Below are 18,930 nucleotides of genomic sequence, written 5' to 3' on the forward strand. Positions count from 1 at the left end.
AGAAAATTAAAAAGGGAGTGCATTACCCTTCGCTTGCTCATTCTCATTTCAGTGGAAATCAATTAAATATGAAGCCGAAAACACCATTAAGTAACACCCCTTCACCAGCGCTCAATATAAAAGATAATAACCAGCCGGTTATAACAGAGTTAAACAGCGCCAGGAATACTATTGCTCAGGCAAAAGCCGAAGTGACGAAGGACGCTAAAAAAACGGTTGATAAAAACGATGATGACGACGATAAAAAAGTCGCATGGTGGTGGGCCCTGGGTGCCAGCGCTGTAGGCGGCGCTATGGCTATTTTATTTAATAATCATCATTCAGATCATGACTCCAAACCCAGCGCCCCTACCAACCCCATATCTCCGGAGGTAACTGAACTTCCAGTCCCTGATATTACTGGAATCAATGATAATATCGGCACTATTATCGGGAATATTGCAAGAGGTGGTACATCCGACGCGACAAATCCGGTGCTATCGGGCTCAATCAGCGCCCCCCTTACCGCCAGTCAGAGCATAAAAATATTCGATAACGGTAATTTGTTGGGCAATGCGATTTATGATAGCGCCACCAATACCTGGCATTATACGGATACCCGATCGCTAAAAAATGGTGATAATCCGTCTTATACTGTGTTGGTTTCCGACAGTGAAGGAAGACAGTCACCGCCCAGTACACCTTATGTTATTCATATCTCTACCCTGCCACCAACAGCTACGGCAGCCATCACCTCTGTTATTGACGATGTTGGCGCAATAACCGGTGAGGTCGTCAACGGGGGCAACACCGACGATACACACCTGCAGATTTCAGGGAATTTGAGTGGTTCACTTGCTGATGGCGAGACGGTCCGTATTTATGACGGCGGCGTCTTCCTGGGAACAGCTACCGTTGATAATACCAGCAATACCTGGAGCTATAATGATACCCGAACGCTGGTAAATGGTGATAAACCTTCCTATACCGCACAGGTCATCAATTCCACGGGCATAGAGTCGGCTGCTGGGGTTGCCTACAAAGTAAATATTGTTGATCTTTTGCCGGCGGCGACAGCTAGCATTAGCCGTGTGCAAGATGACTCAGGACAAGTCGCACGTGGTGCAGTAACGAATGATACCACTCTAGAACTGCAAGGAACGCTGGACAAGGCGCTCGAGGCTGGCGATACCGTACGCATTTACGACGGTACGTTGTTTCTGGGCACTGCCGTTATTGATAATCTCAATCTTACCTGGAACTTCACGGATCCCCGAACGCTCGACGATGGTGCTAAACCATTCTATACAGCTAAAGTCACTAATGCCCTCGGTAGCGAGTCGAATGCCCAGCCTGGGTATAATGTTATTGTGGACATCACTCCCCCATCAACTACGGCATCGGTCACGGGCGTTGCGGATGATGTGGGTATTGTGACCGGCAACGTGGCCCGGGATGGCAGCACCGATGACACCAGCCCGGTCGTCTCCGGCACACTCAGTTCAGCCCTGGTAACCGGCGAAACCGTGAAGGTCTATGACGGTACCACGCTCCTGGGAACCGCTACCGTTGACAGCGTCAACAATACCTGGAGCTATGCCGACACCAGAACGCTGGCCAATGGCTCAACGCCCTCCTACACCGCTCGCGTGGCCGATGCCGCCGGTAATCAGTCCGCGGCCGGAACAGCTTATACGGTAACCATCGACACAACGGCGCCGACAACAACTGCCGCCGTCACGGGCGTTGCGGATGATGTGGGTATTGTGACCGGCAACGTAGCCCGCGGTGGCAGCACCGATGACACCAGCCCGGTTGTCTCCGGCACACTCAGTTCAGCCCTGGTAACCGGCGAGACCGTGAAGGTCTATGACGGTACCACGCTCCTGGGAACCGCTAACGTTGACAGCGTCAACAATACCTGGAGCTATGCCGACACCAGAACGCTGGCCAATGGCTCAACGCCCTCCTACACCGCTCGCGTGGCCGATGCCGCCGGTAATCAGTCCGCGGCCGGAACAGCTTATACGCTAACCATAGACACAACGGCGCCGATAACAACCGCCTCCGTCACGGGCGTTGCGGATGATGTGGGTACTGTGACCGGCAACGTAGCCCGCGGTGGCAGCACCGATGACACCAGCCCGGTCGTCTCCGGCACACTCAATTCAGCCCTGGTAACCGGCGAGACCGTGAAGATCTATGACGGTACCACGCTCCTGGGAACCGCTACCGTTAACAGCGTCAACAATACCTGGAGCTATGCCGACACCAGAACGCTGGCCAATGGCTCAACGCCCTCCTACACCGCTCGCGTGGCCGATGCCGCCGGTAATCAGTCCGCGGCCGGAACAGCTTATGCAGTTACTATTGAGACAGCGGCGCCCACAACGACCGCGAATATCACCGGAGTTGCAGATAATGTTGGGGTAACGACCGGAAACGTAAGTAATAACAGTTCGACCGATGATTCCAGTCTGGTTATTTCAGGGACAATCAGCGCAACGCTAAGAAGTGGCGAAACGCTGGCCATATATGACGGCAATACAAGACTGGGAACAGCAACAATTTCCCAGGGAACATCATGGTCATATACAGCCTCATCTCTGAGTACCGGCACCCATAGTTTCACCGCCAGGGTAGAAAAAGATACCGGATTAAATGGCGCTGATTCAGCATCGTTCAATACCAATATTACGAGTTTATCCACCCTTAGCGCTTCAGATAATGTTGGTGCATCCACTGGAGTGCTCACCAGCAGAAGTAGTACCGATGACGCAACGCCAACGTTGAGTGGTACATTAACAGCGCAACTTCTAAGCGGTGAAAAAGTGGGCATTTATGATGGCACTACACGTTTGGGATACGCCACCGTTAACGCATCAGGAACAGGGTGGGAATATACGCCAACAACAGGCCTGAGTTCAGGTGAGCATACGTTCTCGGCAAAAATTGAAAAAGCAGACGGTACCATTCTAATTGCCAGCGACGATTTCACGCTAACATTCGTGCCTTACCAGACGGTTGAGATAACTACCGTTAACGATAATGCTGGAGGATCTCAGGGAAACATAGCGAATAATGGTGTTACCGATGATATCACCCCCCTTATCGGCGGAACACTTTCTGCCACTCTGGGCTCGGGGGATAGCATAGTGGTATACGATGGTACAACCAGACTAGGTACTGCAACAGTAGACAGCAGTAACCCGAGCGCACTCACCTGGTCACTGGCAGTAGGTCCACTCAGCGGCGGCACTCATAATTTGACTGCCAGGGTTGAAAACACCAGCGGGCAAAATGGTGCAACATCCGGTGAGCGAATGTTTATTGTTTCTGGATTAACCTTAGATACATTTTACGATGATACTGCCACGTCATCAGGACCTGCATTTAACATGGGCAATCTACCTCTGATAAATGAAACCCGCTTCATTCGCATTTCAGGTCTAAGCTCGTACACCACATTGATAATTGGAGAAGTTTACGTTTATTCCATAGTTAATGGGGTTCTGGTAAATGTGGCAGCAGGAAAAGCAGGTAAATTAACGGATAACAATGTTGGTTGGGGAGGATTTGCCTCAACAGGAAATACGGATAGACAGGCGTGGTTTGAAATTGATCTAGGTGGAATTTATAACATCAACTCGGTGCAAGTCAGACAAGGATTCGCATCTTTTGACGATTATGGGGTTTATGGCTCCAATATTGTTGTTTCGACATCTAAAACGTCAATGAATAGTTACACCAATGAGCAATTAGCTCAACAGAACATTAACGATGTCTATTCTTATTTTCACCCTGGTGTTCTTAGAAACTTCACCATTAATGCACCAGCTGTGGTGTCAGATGACCACACTCCGATTTTATCCGGGAATATTGCAACAGCACTCACAGCAGAACAGCATTTATATATATATCAAGGAACAACCAGATTAGGGGAGGCATCCATTGATGCAGCAACCGGTCGATGGAGCTTTGTTCTCAATGAGCTTAACTCAGGTACATATTCATTCCAGGCAAAAGTTGAAAACAGCTCAACAGTAATCTTATCCAGTGACAACATCAATGTAACGATTTCTCCAGACCAGCGAATCCAAATTTTAGGAGCAAGGGATAGTGAAGGTAGAAACATTATTCTTAGTAGCGGGGAACTGGGCTATGATAACACACCTTCGTTTACTGGAACCCTTTCAGGGGCATTGAGGTTAGGTGAACAGCTTTCTGTTTACAATAATGGAGTTAGAGTCGGAGTTGCTACAGTTGATAATTCAACATTGACCTGGAGTTATCAGAGCGACACGCTAACTAAATCTCTTAATAGATTTAGTTTCCGCGTAGAACATACCACATATGGATATACAATAAATGGTATATCTACAGATTTCAATTATAACTACCTAACATCATCAATGAATGCAAGCGATAATTTTGGGAATTTAACTGGAAAGATCAATAATGGTGACGTTACCGACGACACCACTCCTTTATTAAGTGGTGTTTTAAGTCAACCATTAGCCAGCGGTGAACAATTAGCAATTTACGACAAAACTCTCGGTCGAATTGGTTATGCTGTAGTCGATGCTGTAACACGAACCTGGTCGTTTACACCAACGTTAACTAGCGGCTTATACAATCTAAGTGCTGTTGTAGAGAACAGTGCTGGAACGGTTATTAGCTCACCATCTGATTATCAGATTAATGTTGTAGATCCAGGTTATGTACCAACTCAAGTTGTCGCTATTACAACAGTGACAAACGGAGGTGTCATTGTACCCGACGGGCACTCAATTGCTATTCCCTCTAACAGCACAGCAGTTGTACTTAACGGCACACTATCAACACAGCTAAAACCTGGTGATGTGATACGTATTTATGCCAGTGGTACTTTATTGAATGGTTATGCAACTGTAGACAGTACTGGATTAGCGTGGTCATATACTTATTACTCAGCAGGCCTGAAAAATGTCACCGCCGAAGTTTATAACCAGGCGACCGGTAGAGTATCAGTATCATCAGCGGCTAAAGTAGTGAATGAAATAATCACCACTAATGCATTCGGAGGCACTTACGGAGATGATGTAGGCAGCGTTACCGGGGAAACACTATTTAGAAACACTTCCTCTACAGCAAGACTAAATACAGATGATAATGAACCTGAGATCAAACTTTATTTTACTTCTGCAGTGTTAAGCGTAGAGCAGATATCAGTATATCTTGATGGTGTGAAAGTCGGCATGGCAACATTAAATGCTGCCAGAACCGTTGCCACATACGCATTTTTAACGCCACTCGCATTGGGTCAGCACAGTATAGAGCTTAAAGTAGAAAATCAGGACGGCACCTTATCCAATATTTCCGTTAGCGGTTATGTTAATATCATTGTACCAAGTACAGGAGCATTATTAACAACGACTGACATTACCGGTTATACCGATAATCAGGGGGTCAATCAGGGGACAGTGACTACGCCTGTTTCTACAGATGACAATACCCCCACACTGAGAGGTACCATCAGCAACGCGCTTCGGCCAGGAGAAAGCGTGGTCATATACCGTAATGGTACAAAATTAGGTTCCGCAATCGTCGATGCTTCAGGACTAACGTGGAGCTATACTCCGAGCCTTGCAGCAGGTGAAAGTAACATCACAGCCCGAGTTGAGAACAGCGGCACCGGGGATCTAGGGAATTTCTCACCAAGGTTCACCTATAACTATGCGGTAACCAGTATCACTTCTTTAAACGATGACTCTGGATTCCACACGGGCTTATTTGCGAGTGGATCAAGTAGTGATGATACAAGCCCTGATTTAAGGGGCACGCTTACATCGCCTCTTCTCGCTGGTGAGCATGTGGCGATATATGTTGATACAACAAAGCTGGCTGGTTATGCCACCGTTGATCCTATCACCAATACATGGACTTATTCTGCACCTGGCTTAACTGTAGGAAACCACAATATAACAGCTAAAATTGTAGCTGCAGATGATACTATTCTCAGTTCCTCCAGTGTCTATACAATTAATATAGTTACAAACGAACAGTTGAATATTGTTGTACAGACTTCTCTTAACGGCTCGGCTATCGGTAATAATAGTGCCTTACCAGGTGTGCAGGTTACCAATGGAAGGCAAATAGATTTTACCCAACTCTCCTCACATGGAAAAGTTGCTCGCGTTGATTTGGGAGATGATAAAAGTGCGCTGACACTATCCCTGTCGGATGTATTGCAGTCGGACAGTAACATCTTTGATGATAAAATTTTTGCAGGTTTAAATACTGCCAATGGCCAACATCAAATGGTGATCACTTCAGCTAGCGTAAATGCAGGTACATTAACCATCACCAGCGGTACCTGGGTTTATAGCAATGATGTCACTGCCGGAGGACAAACTTATCATGTTTATAACACAGCTAACAATTCAGCACAGCTGATAGTAGACACCGATATTAAAAACTCAATAACCTCTGTAATCTAACCGTAAAGGCCTGATACGGTTTTTTATTTCCGTGTCAGGCCTTTAAAATAAGGAAATGACAATTGAAAGATTTTACTATCTTCATCTCGTTTCCAATAACAGTAAACCAGTAGCCCTCTATTTCACTTCGCCCCGCATCATATAAAAAACAAGAACCGCCATTAGAATATATAAATTTACACATAAAAAAATGCCAGGCCTAGTGATTGAAAAATAACCTCAGAAAAAAAATGCAATAAAATCAGTCAATTGAAAACAAAGGCAAATCTCACAAACGGTAATCCGAATCAATAAAAATCTCATGTAGATTATATTGCATTGGACATCAGCATTGCGAAAAATGCAATTCACCCTAAAATAAAAAATAATCATAAATTTGACTGATTTATATCATCAGTAGCATTAAAGCTATTCACTATTATTTTATAAAAATCAAAAAAATTATTTCAATTTCAAGGATTAAGTATGTTCAGCAAGCCAAGGGTTAATTTCTTGAGAAAGTATCTGACAATAGTATTATTAAGCGCTTCAGGCTCTACCTTATCGATAGCATCACCAAACACCGAAAGCCTTCACGTTTCGGAAACAAAAAATATTTCTGTAGAAGACATGATTGCTATTGCTTTTCAATACAATCCCAACGTTACATCCAGTCAATTCAACGTCGATGCAGCGCAGTCAGAAGTCAGCGCTGCAAGAAATCAGTTTCTTCCTACCCCCAGTATATCGTACGGTAATGCGAATAAAGGACGTGATAATTTTAGTGCTAGTTTAACCCAGCCGTTATGGACAGGTGGCAAACTTACATCGGGTCTTGAATATGCACAAGCCAGAGTCCGATCGGCCGAGGATGGCGTTTACGAAGTCAAATATAAATTAGCATTGAGTATCATCGATCTCTGGCGAACCTATCAAAGTAAAGTAGCAGAGGAAAAAGTCACATTACAAACTCTCACACGCTATCAGCGCTATCAAAATATCATCGAAAATCGCATAGCAGGCGGTCGGTCAAGTGAAGCAGATCTGACCTTTATCCGATCCCGAGTAATGCAAGCGGAGAGCGATCTTGCCACTATTAACGCAGATAAGATAACTGCGTTAAACAATCTTTCACGTGTTGTTGGTATTGGTCTTGATTCCAAATACCTTGCATTCTCCTTCCCATTGAATGATAAAAGTTATCCGCTGGAGAAATACCTGGAACGCTCTGTTGAACACTCACCTACTCTCAAAAGGCTTCATAGTGATATTCTGGTAGCCAGTCGTCAAGCAGATGTCAAAAGGGCTAATTTATTCCCCAACATTAACCTTGTGGCCTCACGGGAGCAGTATAAAAATAATAATAGCGGCACACTCACTGACAATAAAATCATGGTCAATATCCAGTATACTCCAGGGGCTGGATTTACCAGTTATTATGATTATAGTAATTCAACACAGCGTGTCGACGCCCTGAAATATAACCTTGAGAGTGAAAAAATTTATCTTCAAAATGATATTTACAGTACAGTCGTTAGCCTTAACTCTGCATTATCGAGAATCAACCTCATCAAAAACCAAACTACTGAAAATAATAAAGTACTTGAATCCTATACGCGACAGTTTGAGTTTGGACAAAAAACATGGATTGACCTGTTGAACGCAGCCCGAGAGCTTAGCGCCTCTGAAATATCCTATGCCCAGCTACAATCTTCTATTGCCGCTTATGAGTGGAAGTTAAAAATATATACTGGGGAATATAAAAAGGAAGGTTTTTCCACCCATGAATAAAAAAAAAGCAAATAATGAACACAAAAAAACAATGTCAGTTAAAAAACTCGTTACCGGGCTATTAAATGATAAGAAATCCATATGGCTTTATGTTTTCCTTGCTGGCTCCACTATCAATTTAATTGCCATTGGTACTGCGTTGTATAGCATGCAGGTATATGACAGAGTTTTACCAAGACAAGGTACTGACACATTAATTGTTTTGACCATTGGCGTTTTACTGGCCTACTGCTTCCAGTATACATTACAAAAATTACGCAGCAGAATTGTTGAGCATATCGTGTCCTATTTGGACAAAACGATTTCAGTTTATATTTATGATTCATTGATGAAAGTCCGCCTTGACGTCATTCCAGTCAATTCTGGGACCTTCTCTTCACAACTACAAGGTTATGAAGCAATAAGAGGTTTTTTTGTCACTCTATTTTCATTTGGCATTGTTGATGCCCCCTACGCCATTCTATTTTTATTTGCCCTCTTCCTTCTTTCCGGCCCTCTGGTAGCGTCTATACCAGCAGTGATCTTCCTTATGATGGTTTTGTATGGTGTATTACAGCATTACAGAATAAGAACTTATTCAAGAAAGAAATTTACCACTCAGAACCGTAAACAAGGATTGCTTCTGGAAACCATTCAAGGGTTGGAAACCATTAAAGCAAATAACATATTTACGGCATTATCTTCTCGCTGGAATAAGATGTCAGTTGAAGCGTTGGAAAACGATATGGGTATCAGACATATTTCCGAATCAACCGCCTATACTGCACAATTCTTCCAACAAGTAGGCTATGCGCTTGTCGTAGCCGCAGGTGCAGCATTGGCTGCCACGACAACCAATATCACTAGCGGAGCCATTCTTGCCAGCTCAATTATTGCCGGACGAATATTGGCTCCCGTTGCAAGCATTCCTATGCTGTTAGTTCAGGCCGCTCAGGCAAAAGTTGCTGAGAATGCATTAAACCAGTTTCTGAAAATGGAAACAGAAAACCAACTAGAAAGTAACACCCTTTCTCCCGATATTTTAAATGGCGAGTGGTGGATTGATAGTATGACTTATGAGTTTCCAGGTCGCCATCACCCCTTACAGGTTCCGCGTCTGAAAATTGAAAAAGGTGAAAGAGTAGGGATCATCGGTTCGGTCGGTGCAGGAAAATCAACCCTACTGAAACTGCTGATCGGCCTTTACCCTCAAACTTCAGGTCAGATACATCTTGATGGCCTTGATATCAGGCACATATCGCGTGAGTCACTAAGCAACTCCATCGCTTATCTTCCGCAGTCTCCGACCCTTTTTGCCGGTACCTTGCGCTCTAATTTCCAGGTAATCTGCCCTGAGGCAACTGAGCAAGAGATTATAAATATTAGTAAAACAACCGGGCTTATAGATCTTATCGCCAATAATCCAAAAGGCCTTGACCTGCCTATTGGAGAAAAAGGAGATGGTTTATCGGCGGGACAGCAGCAGCTAATATCTTTGTCTATGGTATTGCTAAGAAACAAAAATATATGGCTTTTCGATGAACCAACCTCTTCTCTTGACCCGGAAACAGAAAGGCGAGCAATCACAGCAATTAATAATGTTCTAACTGAGAATAGCGTAATGATCATGGTGACACATAAATTTAGCACTCTCGAACTGGTAAATCGACTCATTATCATTACGGCTGACGGTCGATTTATTGATGGCCAAAAAAATGATGTCCTCGAATATCTTAAGAGCAATAATAAATAGGCAATAATAATGAGAACAAAATTTGATTATATTCGCGTAAGTCTATTAATACTGATAATTGTTACTCTACTTGCCTGCTTAATTGTATGGGCATCAGTTAGCAAGATTGAATCGGTTGCACGAGCTCGAGGCAATGTTATAGCAGCCCAGCGTACCCAAGTAATACAGGCATCTACAGATGGTGTTATATCACAAATAAACATCAGCGAAGGTCAGCACGTAAAAAAAGGGCAAGTGCTTGTTAATATGGAACAAGAACAAGCTCAGGCTGCATTACAAGATCTTGAAGGAAAAGTTGCTGCACTACGCACTTCACTTTCCCGTTTACAAGCAGAGGTTTATGGCAGGCCTTTGCAGTTTCCAGAGTCTACCCAAAAATATGATGTTTTTATCTCGAACCAGACCGAACTTTATAACCGTAGGAAAGAAGCACTGTCTGCCGAAATTAATGCGTTAACAAAAAGCAAAAATTTGGTTTCACGTGAAAGAGAGTTAGCAAGCCGGTTGCTTAAAACCGGTGATATTGGTCAGGCTGATGTACTGCGATTGGAGCGACAGCAGGTTGATCTAGAGGGACAAATAACGGCTAAGCAAAATAAATTCTTCCAGGATGCGCAAGCTGAACTAACAAAAGTTGATGAAGAACTATCCACTCAGGAACAGGTCCTGGCAGATCGCGAAATTAACTTCTCACGCACTCGTATCATCTCACCTGTGGACGGCATAGTTTCAAAAATAGAAATTAATACTGCAGGTGCCAGAGTGCGTCCTGGAGATATTATAATGAACATACTACCTACCTCTTCAAAGTTAATTATTGAGGTTAAAATGCCACCTGCTGACATTGGGAATATTCGAGTTAACCTTCCAGCATCAGTTAAACTAGATGCTTATGATTACACTATATATGGCACACTCCCCGGCACGGTATCTTATATAAGCCCAGATGCCCTGGTGGACAAGACAGCTAAAGGTGACGAATTTTACTATCGCGTACACATCGTGATTGATTATGCATTCCTTCTCGAACACAACAGAGAAAAACCATCTCAAAAAATTGATTTACAACCCGGAATGACCAGTACAGTAGAGGTTTTTACTGGAGAACGAACTATTTTAGAGTATATGGCAAAACCGCTTATAAAAACCTTTTCCGAGTCTTTAGGCGAAAAATAATAACAATCAACCAGCTCATTAGAAAAATTCACCAACAAAGGGAGAATACCAAAATGAAACCACATATATTCATCTTTTTAGCTTGCACTACTTCTATAGGTGCATTGCATGCATCAACAAACAAAGTAATGAAAAGTTTTTCAGCTGATGGTCAATTACTTAGCCAAATCCCTGTAGGTTCAGGCCCTATTGGCTTTGGAAAAGACTGCAAGCAATCACAGTGTTTTTACGTCGGAAAAGAGTCTGATAATTTTAATTTCACTAATGAGAAAAATTTACAACAACAAAGACGACATGACCCATCAGCAAAATATAGTATGGACGATGGTGATGGTAGCCCCCCATCAATCGGCTTTGGTTACACCTGGAGCCTTGACGATTAATTAACAACAAAAGTCCTGCAAGATACTTTCTTGCAGGACTTATAAATTTAAAGCTATACAGTAACTCACCCATCATTATACTCAATCACTAATGATTATCTCATCCCATCCACGGCTATACATGCAGTTTCTGATCAAGACTTCTCGATATTGGCTGTTAGCATCATCAATATCATTTTTTATCCACACGTCATAATTTTCTTTTTCCCATTTACCATTCCCTTTCTTATCTTTTTTTTCATAACTGTAACCATGAGAGCTACTATTAAAAATTTTGTTATCCGGCGGTAAATTTTCCAGAGCCATTGCATGGCAAGAAGTATACTCCTTACTCATATCCAGGTCATTCTTACCTGGTTTCACCCACTTGTATTGAGTGCAGGAAGAAACAGAAAATACAATAAGAAAAAATATAACAATCTTCATACTTACACCTTAAAATTAAGAACTGTGAATTAGTACGCAAAAACTCTATTACTAGCATCGCATTGAGGTAGTCAACACTTATGTTACAATGCATCCGCTACATATCAAAACCACTGGGATATGTAAAAAAATACAATTGAGGATAATAGTGAGTTAAACACAAAACTCTAACTCCGGTATGGATTAGGATTTTTTCCAGATATGATGAATTAATCTTATTTTCGAATAAAACACTACCATTCCCTTTAATTATAAATTAAAATTTGATCACATTGTGTTGACTTTCACCTTGTTAGAATTGGCATCATATTAAATACGCGCTCCGTCAGGGGCGTTTTTTTTATGCTTTATTCATACGTAAAAATCAAGGCATCAAGAATAAAAACCGCGTACCCCACATTATATACATTGCATATAGAATCTGGCACATCTCCACGTGATCTGTAAAACAACAGCTAACGCGGAGATGTGCCGTATCGATGAAGCACTTACGTCCGTTCTGCAGTTTCCTCACTTCTTTTTAAATGAATTATCTGCCCAATCTGGTCGTGATAAACCGTGAGCTGGTTGTACTGGCTCATCTCCGAAACGAGCTGCGTCGACAGGTTAAAACTGCGGGCCAGCTCGCTAAGCTGAAGCGGGCTATGCTCGTCGTGGTATCGGTCGCTGTACCGGCGCAGGCTGTACTGATACCAGAGGATCAGCAGCCAGCCGTTTATTGCGGCAATCAGCAAATACAGCAGCACGGAATTGAGCGACTGCGCGAATATTTCCCCGCGCTGGCCGGGCAGCAGCATCAGCTGAAGCAGCAGATTTTTCCACACAAAGAACAGAAAGCCGGCCCAGGCAATCGCGGTTAACAGGCCGTCGAACAGGCGCGGCCCCAGTCGGTCTTCGGTCAATATCAGCGTGTTGGTCTGCATCATATTCTTCCTTTTCCACGGTCAGGACTTACCCAGCGCGCGCGGGCGCGGCGGCGTTTAAGCATTACTTTCGGGAATGACACCAGGGTGGTTAACAGGCCTATCATCCAGTACATCAGCGGGAACCAGACGATCCAGAACAGCGATCCGGCTATCCGCTTTTCATAACGCCGCTCGATGAACAGGCTGACCAGGAACTGCATCAGGCACATCACCCCCAGCAGCAGCCCGGTAAACTCCGGCGGAAAGAGCGTTTCAACCACCAGATTGGCGGGCAGCGTAGCCAGGTGGCTGGCAATAAACAGCAGGATGGTTATCGCGTAGGCGAAGGCCCACACCGTCGAAAGCACGTACTCCATAAACAGCGGCCACATCCGGCGATGCTGCCAGCGAAACAACCGACGCAGGTTGACCAGGAACACTTCCGCCCCGCCCTGCGCCCAGCGCAACCGCTGCTTCCACAGCCCTTTGAGCGTTTCGGGCATCAGGATCCAGCAAAGCGCGCGCGGCTCAAAATAGAGCGTCCAGTGATGCAGCTGTAGCTTCCAGCTAATATCAATGTCTTCGGTGATCATATCCGGGCTCCAGTAGCCCACATCCGCCAGCGCCTGGCGGCGAAAGGCGGCAATCACGCCGGAAACGGTAAACACGCGGCCATAAATGCGCTGAGTGCGTTTAATCAGCCCGATAATCGAAGAGAATTCACCGACCTGGATACGGCCAATCAGATTCGAGCGGGTGCGGATTCGAGGATTTCCGGTAACGGCGCCCACGTTTGGGTGCCGAATCAGCGGCATCACAAGGTAAGCCGCAGTGTCCCGCTCCAATAACGCATCGCCGTCAATACACACCAGCAGATCCCCGCGCGCGGCGGCGGCACCGGCTTTAAGCGCCACAGCTTTGCCCTGATTTGCGGCCAGATGAATCACCCGCAGCTTCGGGTATTCCTGCGCAAGCTGGTTCAGGATCTCAGCGGTGTTATCCCGCGATCCATCGTTGATGGCGATAACCTCGATATTGCTATAGCGCTGGGCCAGCGCGGCCTCTATCGTTTCGCGGGCATTTTTGCCTTCGTTAAAACAAGGGATAAGGATAGAGATCAGCGGATTGCCTTCCAGCTGCGGCGGCGGCACGTCTTTGCCCCACGGCCAGTGGCGCTCCAGCCGGAACCAGAAATAGAGCCCACCGGTCATCCACAGCACCGACATGAACAGCGGCCAGAAGAACACGAAGTCGAGCAAGATTTTTCCGGTAAACACCGCCGCCATGCCGAGCGGCAGCCCAAAGACCAGGCCCAGAATCAGCAAGGAGAGAAGACGATCAGTCATTGTTTGGGTACCAGTAAGAGGAAATTTCAGGCCTGATGTGCGAGATATCGGGCTGGTTATTGATGAAGTCATCCGGGTAGTAGCCATAATGCTTCACGCCGTTCAGCTGCAGCAGCTGCATCCACTCCACCAGCTGTTTATCGGCTATGCCTTTCTGCGCTTTGTGGTTCCAGTCGCGGGCCTGAAGTTCAAAAATGGTTTTATTCATTCCCGAAGGCTTCACCGCCACGGCCTTGATCAGTCGTTCCAGCCAGCTATTGCTCTCTTCCAGCAGCACCGACTCCATCAGCGGCATCGCCATCGGCACCGTCCAGTCGTAGGCAGCCAGAAAATCGTCAATGTTCTGGGCGAACCACGCCTCGCTCTCTGGCTCCAGAATCGGCAGCGCAAAGATATTTCGGGCAGTTTTTATCTGCGGGCCACGAATATTCCGCACCGCGGCGGTCAGCGTGCGGGTGAACTCAATCAGCGTCTGGCTTTTAAAGCGCGTCCAGCGCTGAAGTTCAGCCGGGTTTTGATGAATGTCGCCGATGTTTCCCTGAAACCCCGCCTGCCGGTAAGCGGTCATAGCGTCCGGCCCGGCATCTTCAAAGTCCGTGAGCAGCGCATCGTCGTGGAAAAGAATGCCGTCAAACACCGCATGCCGGGCGAGATCTTCATAGATGTCGACAATCTGATGCCGAACCTGCCGGTTCCACGGAGAAAGCCGCAAATAAGGGCTGGTGGCCCGATGCGTTTTCCCGCTGGCGGCGTCCCAGCTTTGCACCCTGGGCAGCGCGGCGTTCAGGTCAAAAGAGAGCACCGGCAGCCAGGCGAACACTTTGGCATCCCCCCGCGTGCGAAGCTGCCAGGCGACGAAGTTAAACAGATCGGCGCGCATCGGCAGCCAGCGGTTAGGGAAATAGAGCGACCTGATATTGCCGTCGCCGAGCGGGTCAGAGAACGCCTGCAAAAAGACATGGCTGATTTTCATGTCATACACCCGCTGCACCAGAGCATCGATGTTCTTGGTCTGCTGCGTCGGGTTTGGGTCATAGACGTAATCAAGATCCACATGCATAACGCGCACCGGATCCGGCTCCCGGACGCGGCTCACGATATTGGCAAACGCCTTGAGCGTTGGGTTACCGGCTATCAGAACGCGTGGAATATTATCCAGGTCGCGCACGTCGGCCAGGCCATCGTTGAGCGTGAACGCCATCTGGTAGCCTTGCTTTTTGATGACGCCCAGCGAGGTGCCGTTGGCCGCGCCATAGGGCCAGACCCAGGTGCGTGGAGCCTTGCCGCTGACCTGCTCTATTTTTCGACTGATTTGGCGCACGTCGTCGTCAATACGCCGGGTAAATTGCTCGTCGCTTTCATACTGGCCGGTGAGTTTATTCCACGCCCGGTTGGCTACAGCTGGCTCACGGCTGCCCTGGGGATTCGCCGGAATACCGTAATGTGAAGCCCAGGTGTGCGAACCGATCTCAACCAGCGGGGACTGGCTTAGCTCGCGCACCATATCCCAGGTGGCAAACTTATCGCGGGCGGTCATCAGCCCGCCGAAATCCACGTTCTTCCCAGGCGGAGTGTCCACCCAGCTGCCGACAGGTGCCCAGAGCGCGGGCACATTATAAGCCTTGAGCAGCGGCCAGACGCGGGTGTAAAAACTGCTGTACCCGTCATCGAAGGTGAGCAAAAACGCCTTTGGCGGCAGCGGGGTTCCCCCCCGATGGGCATCCAGAATCGCCTGCACGCTTACCGGCCGGTAGCCGTTCTGCAACAGCCAGCTGATTTGCTCGTTAAGGGCGCTGGTGCGCACCGCCAGATAGCGCTGATCGGGGTCGCTGTCTTCGACGTCATGGTAAGCCAGCACCAGAAAATGGTTCTTCGGCCAGGGTTTATTGGCTTCAAGCTCTGGCCGCTCTTTTGGCGGCAGAAAATGAATCTCCTGCGCGTGCAGGCCAGAAAAGGTCAATAACCAGCCAAAAACGATCAGGCCGAGACGAAAACTGTTGGTCAGCATGTTTGTCCTTAAAATCGTAAATTCGCATCAAAAGCGACGGCGAGATGAGTTTCCCGCTTGCCGTCCCAGGGCCGCTTTTCCCAGTTCAGCATGGCCCCGGTGTCGAGGACGTTGTTCCACTGGATACGCTGGCCATATCCCAGCGACGTCATCGCCCCTGCTCCATAGTTTTTTTGCCGGTAAATACCCGCCCCGGCGCTAATCTGCTGGCTCCAGACGGTGTCATAGCGCTGATACATCACGTGGTTAGCGACGAGCGTGGGCGCGGCAGATAAGTCCCATTTCGGGCTGTAATACACCGTGTCGGTCTGGCTGTTGGTGCTGTAAGCCACGCCGGGCTGCAGGTCGAGCGCGATCCGCGCCGTCTGCCACAGCCGCTCTTTGCCCTGCAAGGTGTATTCCTGGCGGTGGTTATGGTCTGAGAACCAGCTGGTCGCGGTCGCCAGCTGATATTCACGCCGTTCGCTTTGATGCCAGCGCAGCCACAGGTTGGCCTGATTGGCGCTTACCCCGTTGCGCAAAGCCCGCAGCGGAGTTGCCCGTGCAAGACGTTCAACCTCGCCCCCCACGCGCCAGCCGTCGCTGAAGCTGTGCCAGGCCGAGACGCGGCCGCCCGGCTTATTGCCGCCGTTGAAGTTGTTGTTCGCCAGTTCAAGCTCGACCCAGCTATTGCGCGGCCGCCACTCGATTCCCCCAAACACGCTGCGGCTGGATCCCTTGCCTTCTTCAAAGCGCCCGCTGTTAAAACGGTGGCCACCAAACAGCCGCCAGCTGTCGGCCACGGGTGGGCCATAGACGGCCATATCCCAGTTAAAATCGTGCGCCCCGCTGACGGGCGTATCAGAGTGGATCCCCTGCTGGCCGTTAATGCGCAGTTCGGACATCCGGTGAACATCCCGCGAGCGGTTCAGCCGCTGAGAACCGATCTCCAGCGGGTCGCGCAGCATCACATCGTCGGTCAACAAATCCATTTGCCGCCACTCGTGAAGATCCTGCGCGACATAAGCCTGCTGCCGCTCAAGCTCAAGGTTGGACGGCTCGAGCACTTCCGCTTTTTTTAGCTCTCGCTCGGCGGCCAGCGGCAACCCACGCGCCTGCAAAACCCTGGCATAATCGATACTTAATCCCTGATTCCCCGGCGCGGTTCTGGCCAGACGTTGAGACAGCGCCTGTGCTTCTGGCAGCGCGTCAGTGGCTAAAAGATATTGAACAGCGAGCGTTTGCGCCTCCAACCAGCGGTCATTCGGCTGGGGTGCCGGGAAGCCCGACACATAGCGACGATAGGGCGTTACCTGAGTCAGGTTTTGCAAATATCGACCGGCGGCGTCGTACTGGCCGCTGTCCAGCAAGGCATAAAACATCGCCTGCTCGTTCTCATTCGCCGCGCCGCTGAACAGCTGCGGCGTTAGCGCCTGCGCGCTTTCTACCTGTTTTTCTGCCAGGTAAGAAGCAATCAACCAGCGTAAAGCCCAGGGCGGAACCCGCACGTTTTCTGAGGCCAGGGCTTCATATTCCTGAATGACCTTTGGGTAATAATTGTGGGCGTAGAGCGCGCCAAGCCTGTCTATTCGCGCCCGCGAGATGTCCTGCTGAGCCTGCGGATCGCTGCGCCATTTGGTGAGTAAGGCGTGGTAGCGATCCAACGCCCGCTGCGCGACGGTAAAGCGCGCTTTTTCCTCCCCCGGAGGAATTTCAGCGATACGCACCATTTCGGCCGCCGCATTCACCTCCAGATTTCTGCGGTCGGATGCCGGAAGTTCCGCTTCGTTGGCTAACGCCAGCGCCGCAGTATTCACCCTGTTCACGGTCAGGCTGGCTATCAGGTTTTGCAGCGCGGTTTTATCCCCTGGCGCAAGTGCCAGGGCTCGCGTGTCGCTTAGCAACAGGTCCCAGGTCATCCCTTGCCGCAGATAGACATAAGAGAGCGTCTGTAAATGTGCGAGGTCGGGCTTTTCCTCGACCAGACGCAGCGCCTCTTCCCTCGCCTGCCAGCGCTGTTGGCCGTCGGCCAGCGTTTTAATTTGCCCCATGCGGTAATCATCATTGCCGGGTGAAAGCCTGAGCGCTTCTTCCCAGAGAGAAAGTGACTCCGTCCAGCGCTTTAAATTACGCAGAGATTGCGCGGTAGCGGCCAGGCCGCGAGCCGGGATGGACATTCGCCGCTGATAACGCTGCCAGACGCTGACGACCTCATCATCAAGTCCTGCCCAGGAGGCGACCTGAAGCCAGTCTGCCACCTGCTCCGGGTTAAGCATCCTGACCTGCTCCTCATGCTTAAGCGCGTCCAGCAGAGGGCGATAATCTCCGCCGCGAGCCTGTAATACCTGCCTGTCATATGACGATGTTGCCCCCATTCCTTGCACCGAAAAAAAACCTGGTATGACTAAAAATAGCGATAGCTTCACGCCACGATAAAAGAATAACTTATTGATACTCCGCCGTTGTCCCATAAATATCTATTATTCCATTATGAATGAGCATGGTTCATGCTCCGCATTTGAATGCCGGAATTCGGCATCAGCGGAAAAAACTGGCACAGTAAAATGCCCTCTGACGTTCAAAGTGTTTTATTGCAATAGCGTCGACGACAGGAATGATAAGTTACTGACAATAATTTTGTGAATACAGCACACAGGCTGCAAAGATGCTTTTAAGAATACTCTGCATTGGATTTTCAATAATGAAAAAACCATACCATGACATCATGTAATGCATTGATTTTAAAT

Annotated in this window: 10 protein-coding genes; 5 read left to right on the plus strand and 5 right to left on the minus strand. The window is 47.9% G+C overall.

The window, feature by feature from the left end; all coding sequences use genetic code 11:
- The first annotated feature begins 68 nt into the window (after window positions 1-68).
- The 5 genes from JT31_RS02480 to JT31_RS23635 all read left to right on the plus strand — a co-directional run bounded on the left by JT31_RS02480 (window position 69) and on the right by JT31_RS23635 (window position 11,519).
- Window positions 69-6,458: a hypothetical protein gene (locus JT31_RS02480; protein WP_038472995.1), complete on the plus strand. Its 6,390-nt coding sequence runs from the start codon at window positions 69-71 to the stop codon at window positions 6,456-6,458.
- Between the two features lie 465 nt (window positions 6,459-6,923).
- A complete protein-coding gene (locus JT31_RS02485; protein ID WP_038472997.1) occupies window positions 6,924-8,228 on the plus strand; it encodes a TolC family protein in 1,305 nt (434 codons plus the stop codon).
- A complete protein-coding gene (locus JT31_RS02490; RefSeq protein ID WP_038473000.1) occupies window positions 8,221-9,960 on the plus strand; it encodes a peptidase domain-containing ABC transporter in 1,740 nt (579 codons plus the stop codon). Before JT31_RS02485 ends, JT31_RS02490 begins: the two co-directional genes overlap by 8 nt.
- A 9-nt stretch (window positions 9,961-9,969) precedes the next feature.
- Window positions 9,970-11,136: an HlyD family efflux transporter periplasmic adaptor subunit gene (locus tag JT31_RS02495; protein ID WP_038473002.1), complete on the plus strand. Its 1,167-nt coding sequence runs from the start codon at window positions 9,970-9,972 to the stop codon at window positions 11,134-11,136.
- A 53-nt stretch (window positions 11,137-11,189) separates the two neighbouring features.
- The gene (locus tag JT31_RS23635) at window positions 11,190-11,519 is read left to right on the plus strand and encodes a hypothetical protein (RefSeq protein ID WP_144244019.1); all 330 of its coding nucleotides are present in this window, start codon (window positions 11,190-11,192) and stop codon (window positions 11,517-11,519) included.
- Window positions 11,520-11,600: 81 nt separating this feature from the next.
- Here JT31_RS23635 and JT31_RS02500 read toward each other — a convergent pair whose 3' ends face one another.
- The 5 genes from JT31_RS02500 to pgaA all read right to left on the minus strand — a co-directional run bounded on the left by JT31_RS02500 (window position 11,601) and on the right by pgaA (window position 18,654).
- Window positions 11,601-11,945: a hypothetical protein gene (locus tag JT31_RS02500; protein ID WP_038473004.1), complete on the minus strand. Its 345-nt coding sequence runs from the start codon at window positions 11,943-11,945 to the stop codon at window positions 11,601-11,603.
- Window positions 11,946-12,433: 488 nt separating this feature from the next.
- Window positions 12,434-12,868, minus strand: a complete 435-nt coding sequence (gene pgaD, locus JT31_RS02505) for a poly-beta-1,6-N-acetyl-D-glucosamine biosynthesis protein PgaD (protein WP_038473005.1) — start codon at window positions 12,866-12,868, stop codon at window positions 12,434-12,436.
- Window positions 12,868-14,196, minus strand: a complete 1,329-nt coding sequence (pgaC, locus tag JT31_RS02510) for a poly-beta-1,6-N-acetyl-D-glucosamine synthase (protein WP_038473007.1) — start codon at window positions 14,194-14,196, stop codon at window positions 12,868-12,870. The genes pgaD and pgaC overlap by 1 nt, the downstream gene beginning before the upstream one ends.
- Window positions 14,189-16,204: a poly-beta-1,6-N-acetyl-D-glucosamine N-deacetylase PgaB gene (pgaB, locus tag JT31_RS02515; protein WP_038473008.1), complete on the minus strand. Its 2,016-nt coding sequence runs from the start codon at window positions 16,202-16,204 to the stop codon at window positions 14,189-14,191. Before pgaB ends, pgaC begins: the two co-directional genes overlap by 8 nt.
- A gap of 8 nt (window positions 16,205-16,212) precedes the next feature.
- Entirely contained in the window at window positions 16,213-18,654 is a 2,442-nt protein-coding gene (gene pgaA, locus JT31_RS02520; RefSeq protein ID WP_038473010.1) for a poly-beta-1,6 N-acetyl-D-glucosamine export porin PgaA, read from the minus strand.
- Window positions 18,655-18,930 lie beyond the last annotated feature (276 nt).

The organism is Cedecea neteri, assembly GCF_000757825.1.
Lineage (GTDB): Bacteria > Pseudomonadota > Gammaproteobacteria > Enterobacterales > Enterobacteriaceae > Cedecea > Cedecea selenatireducens.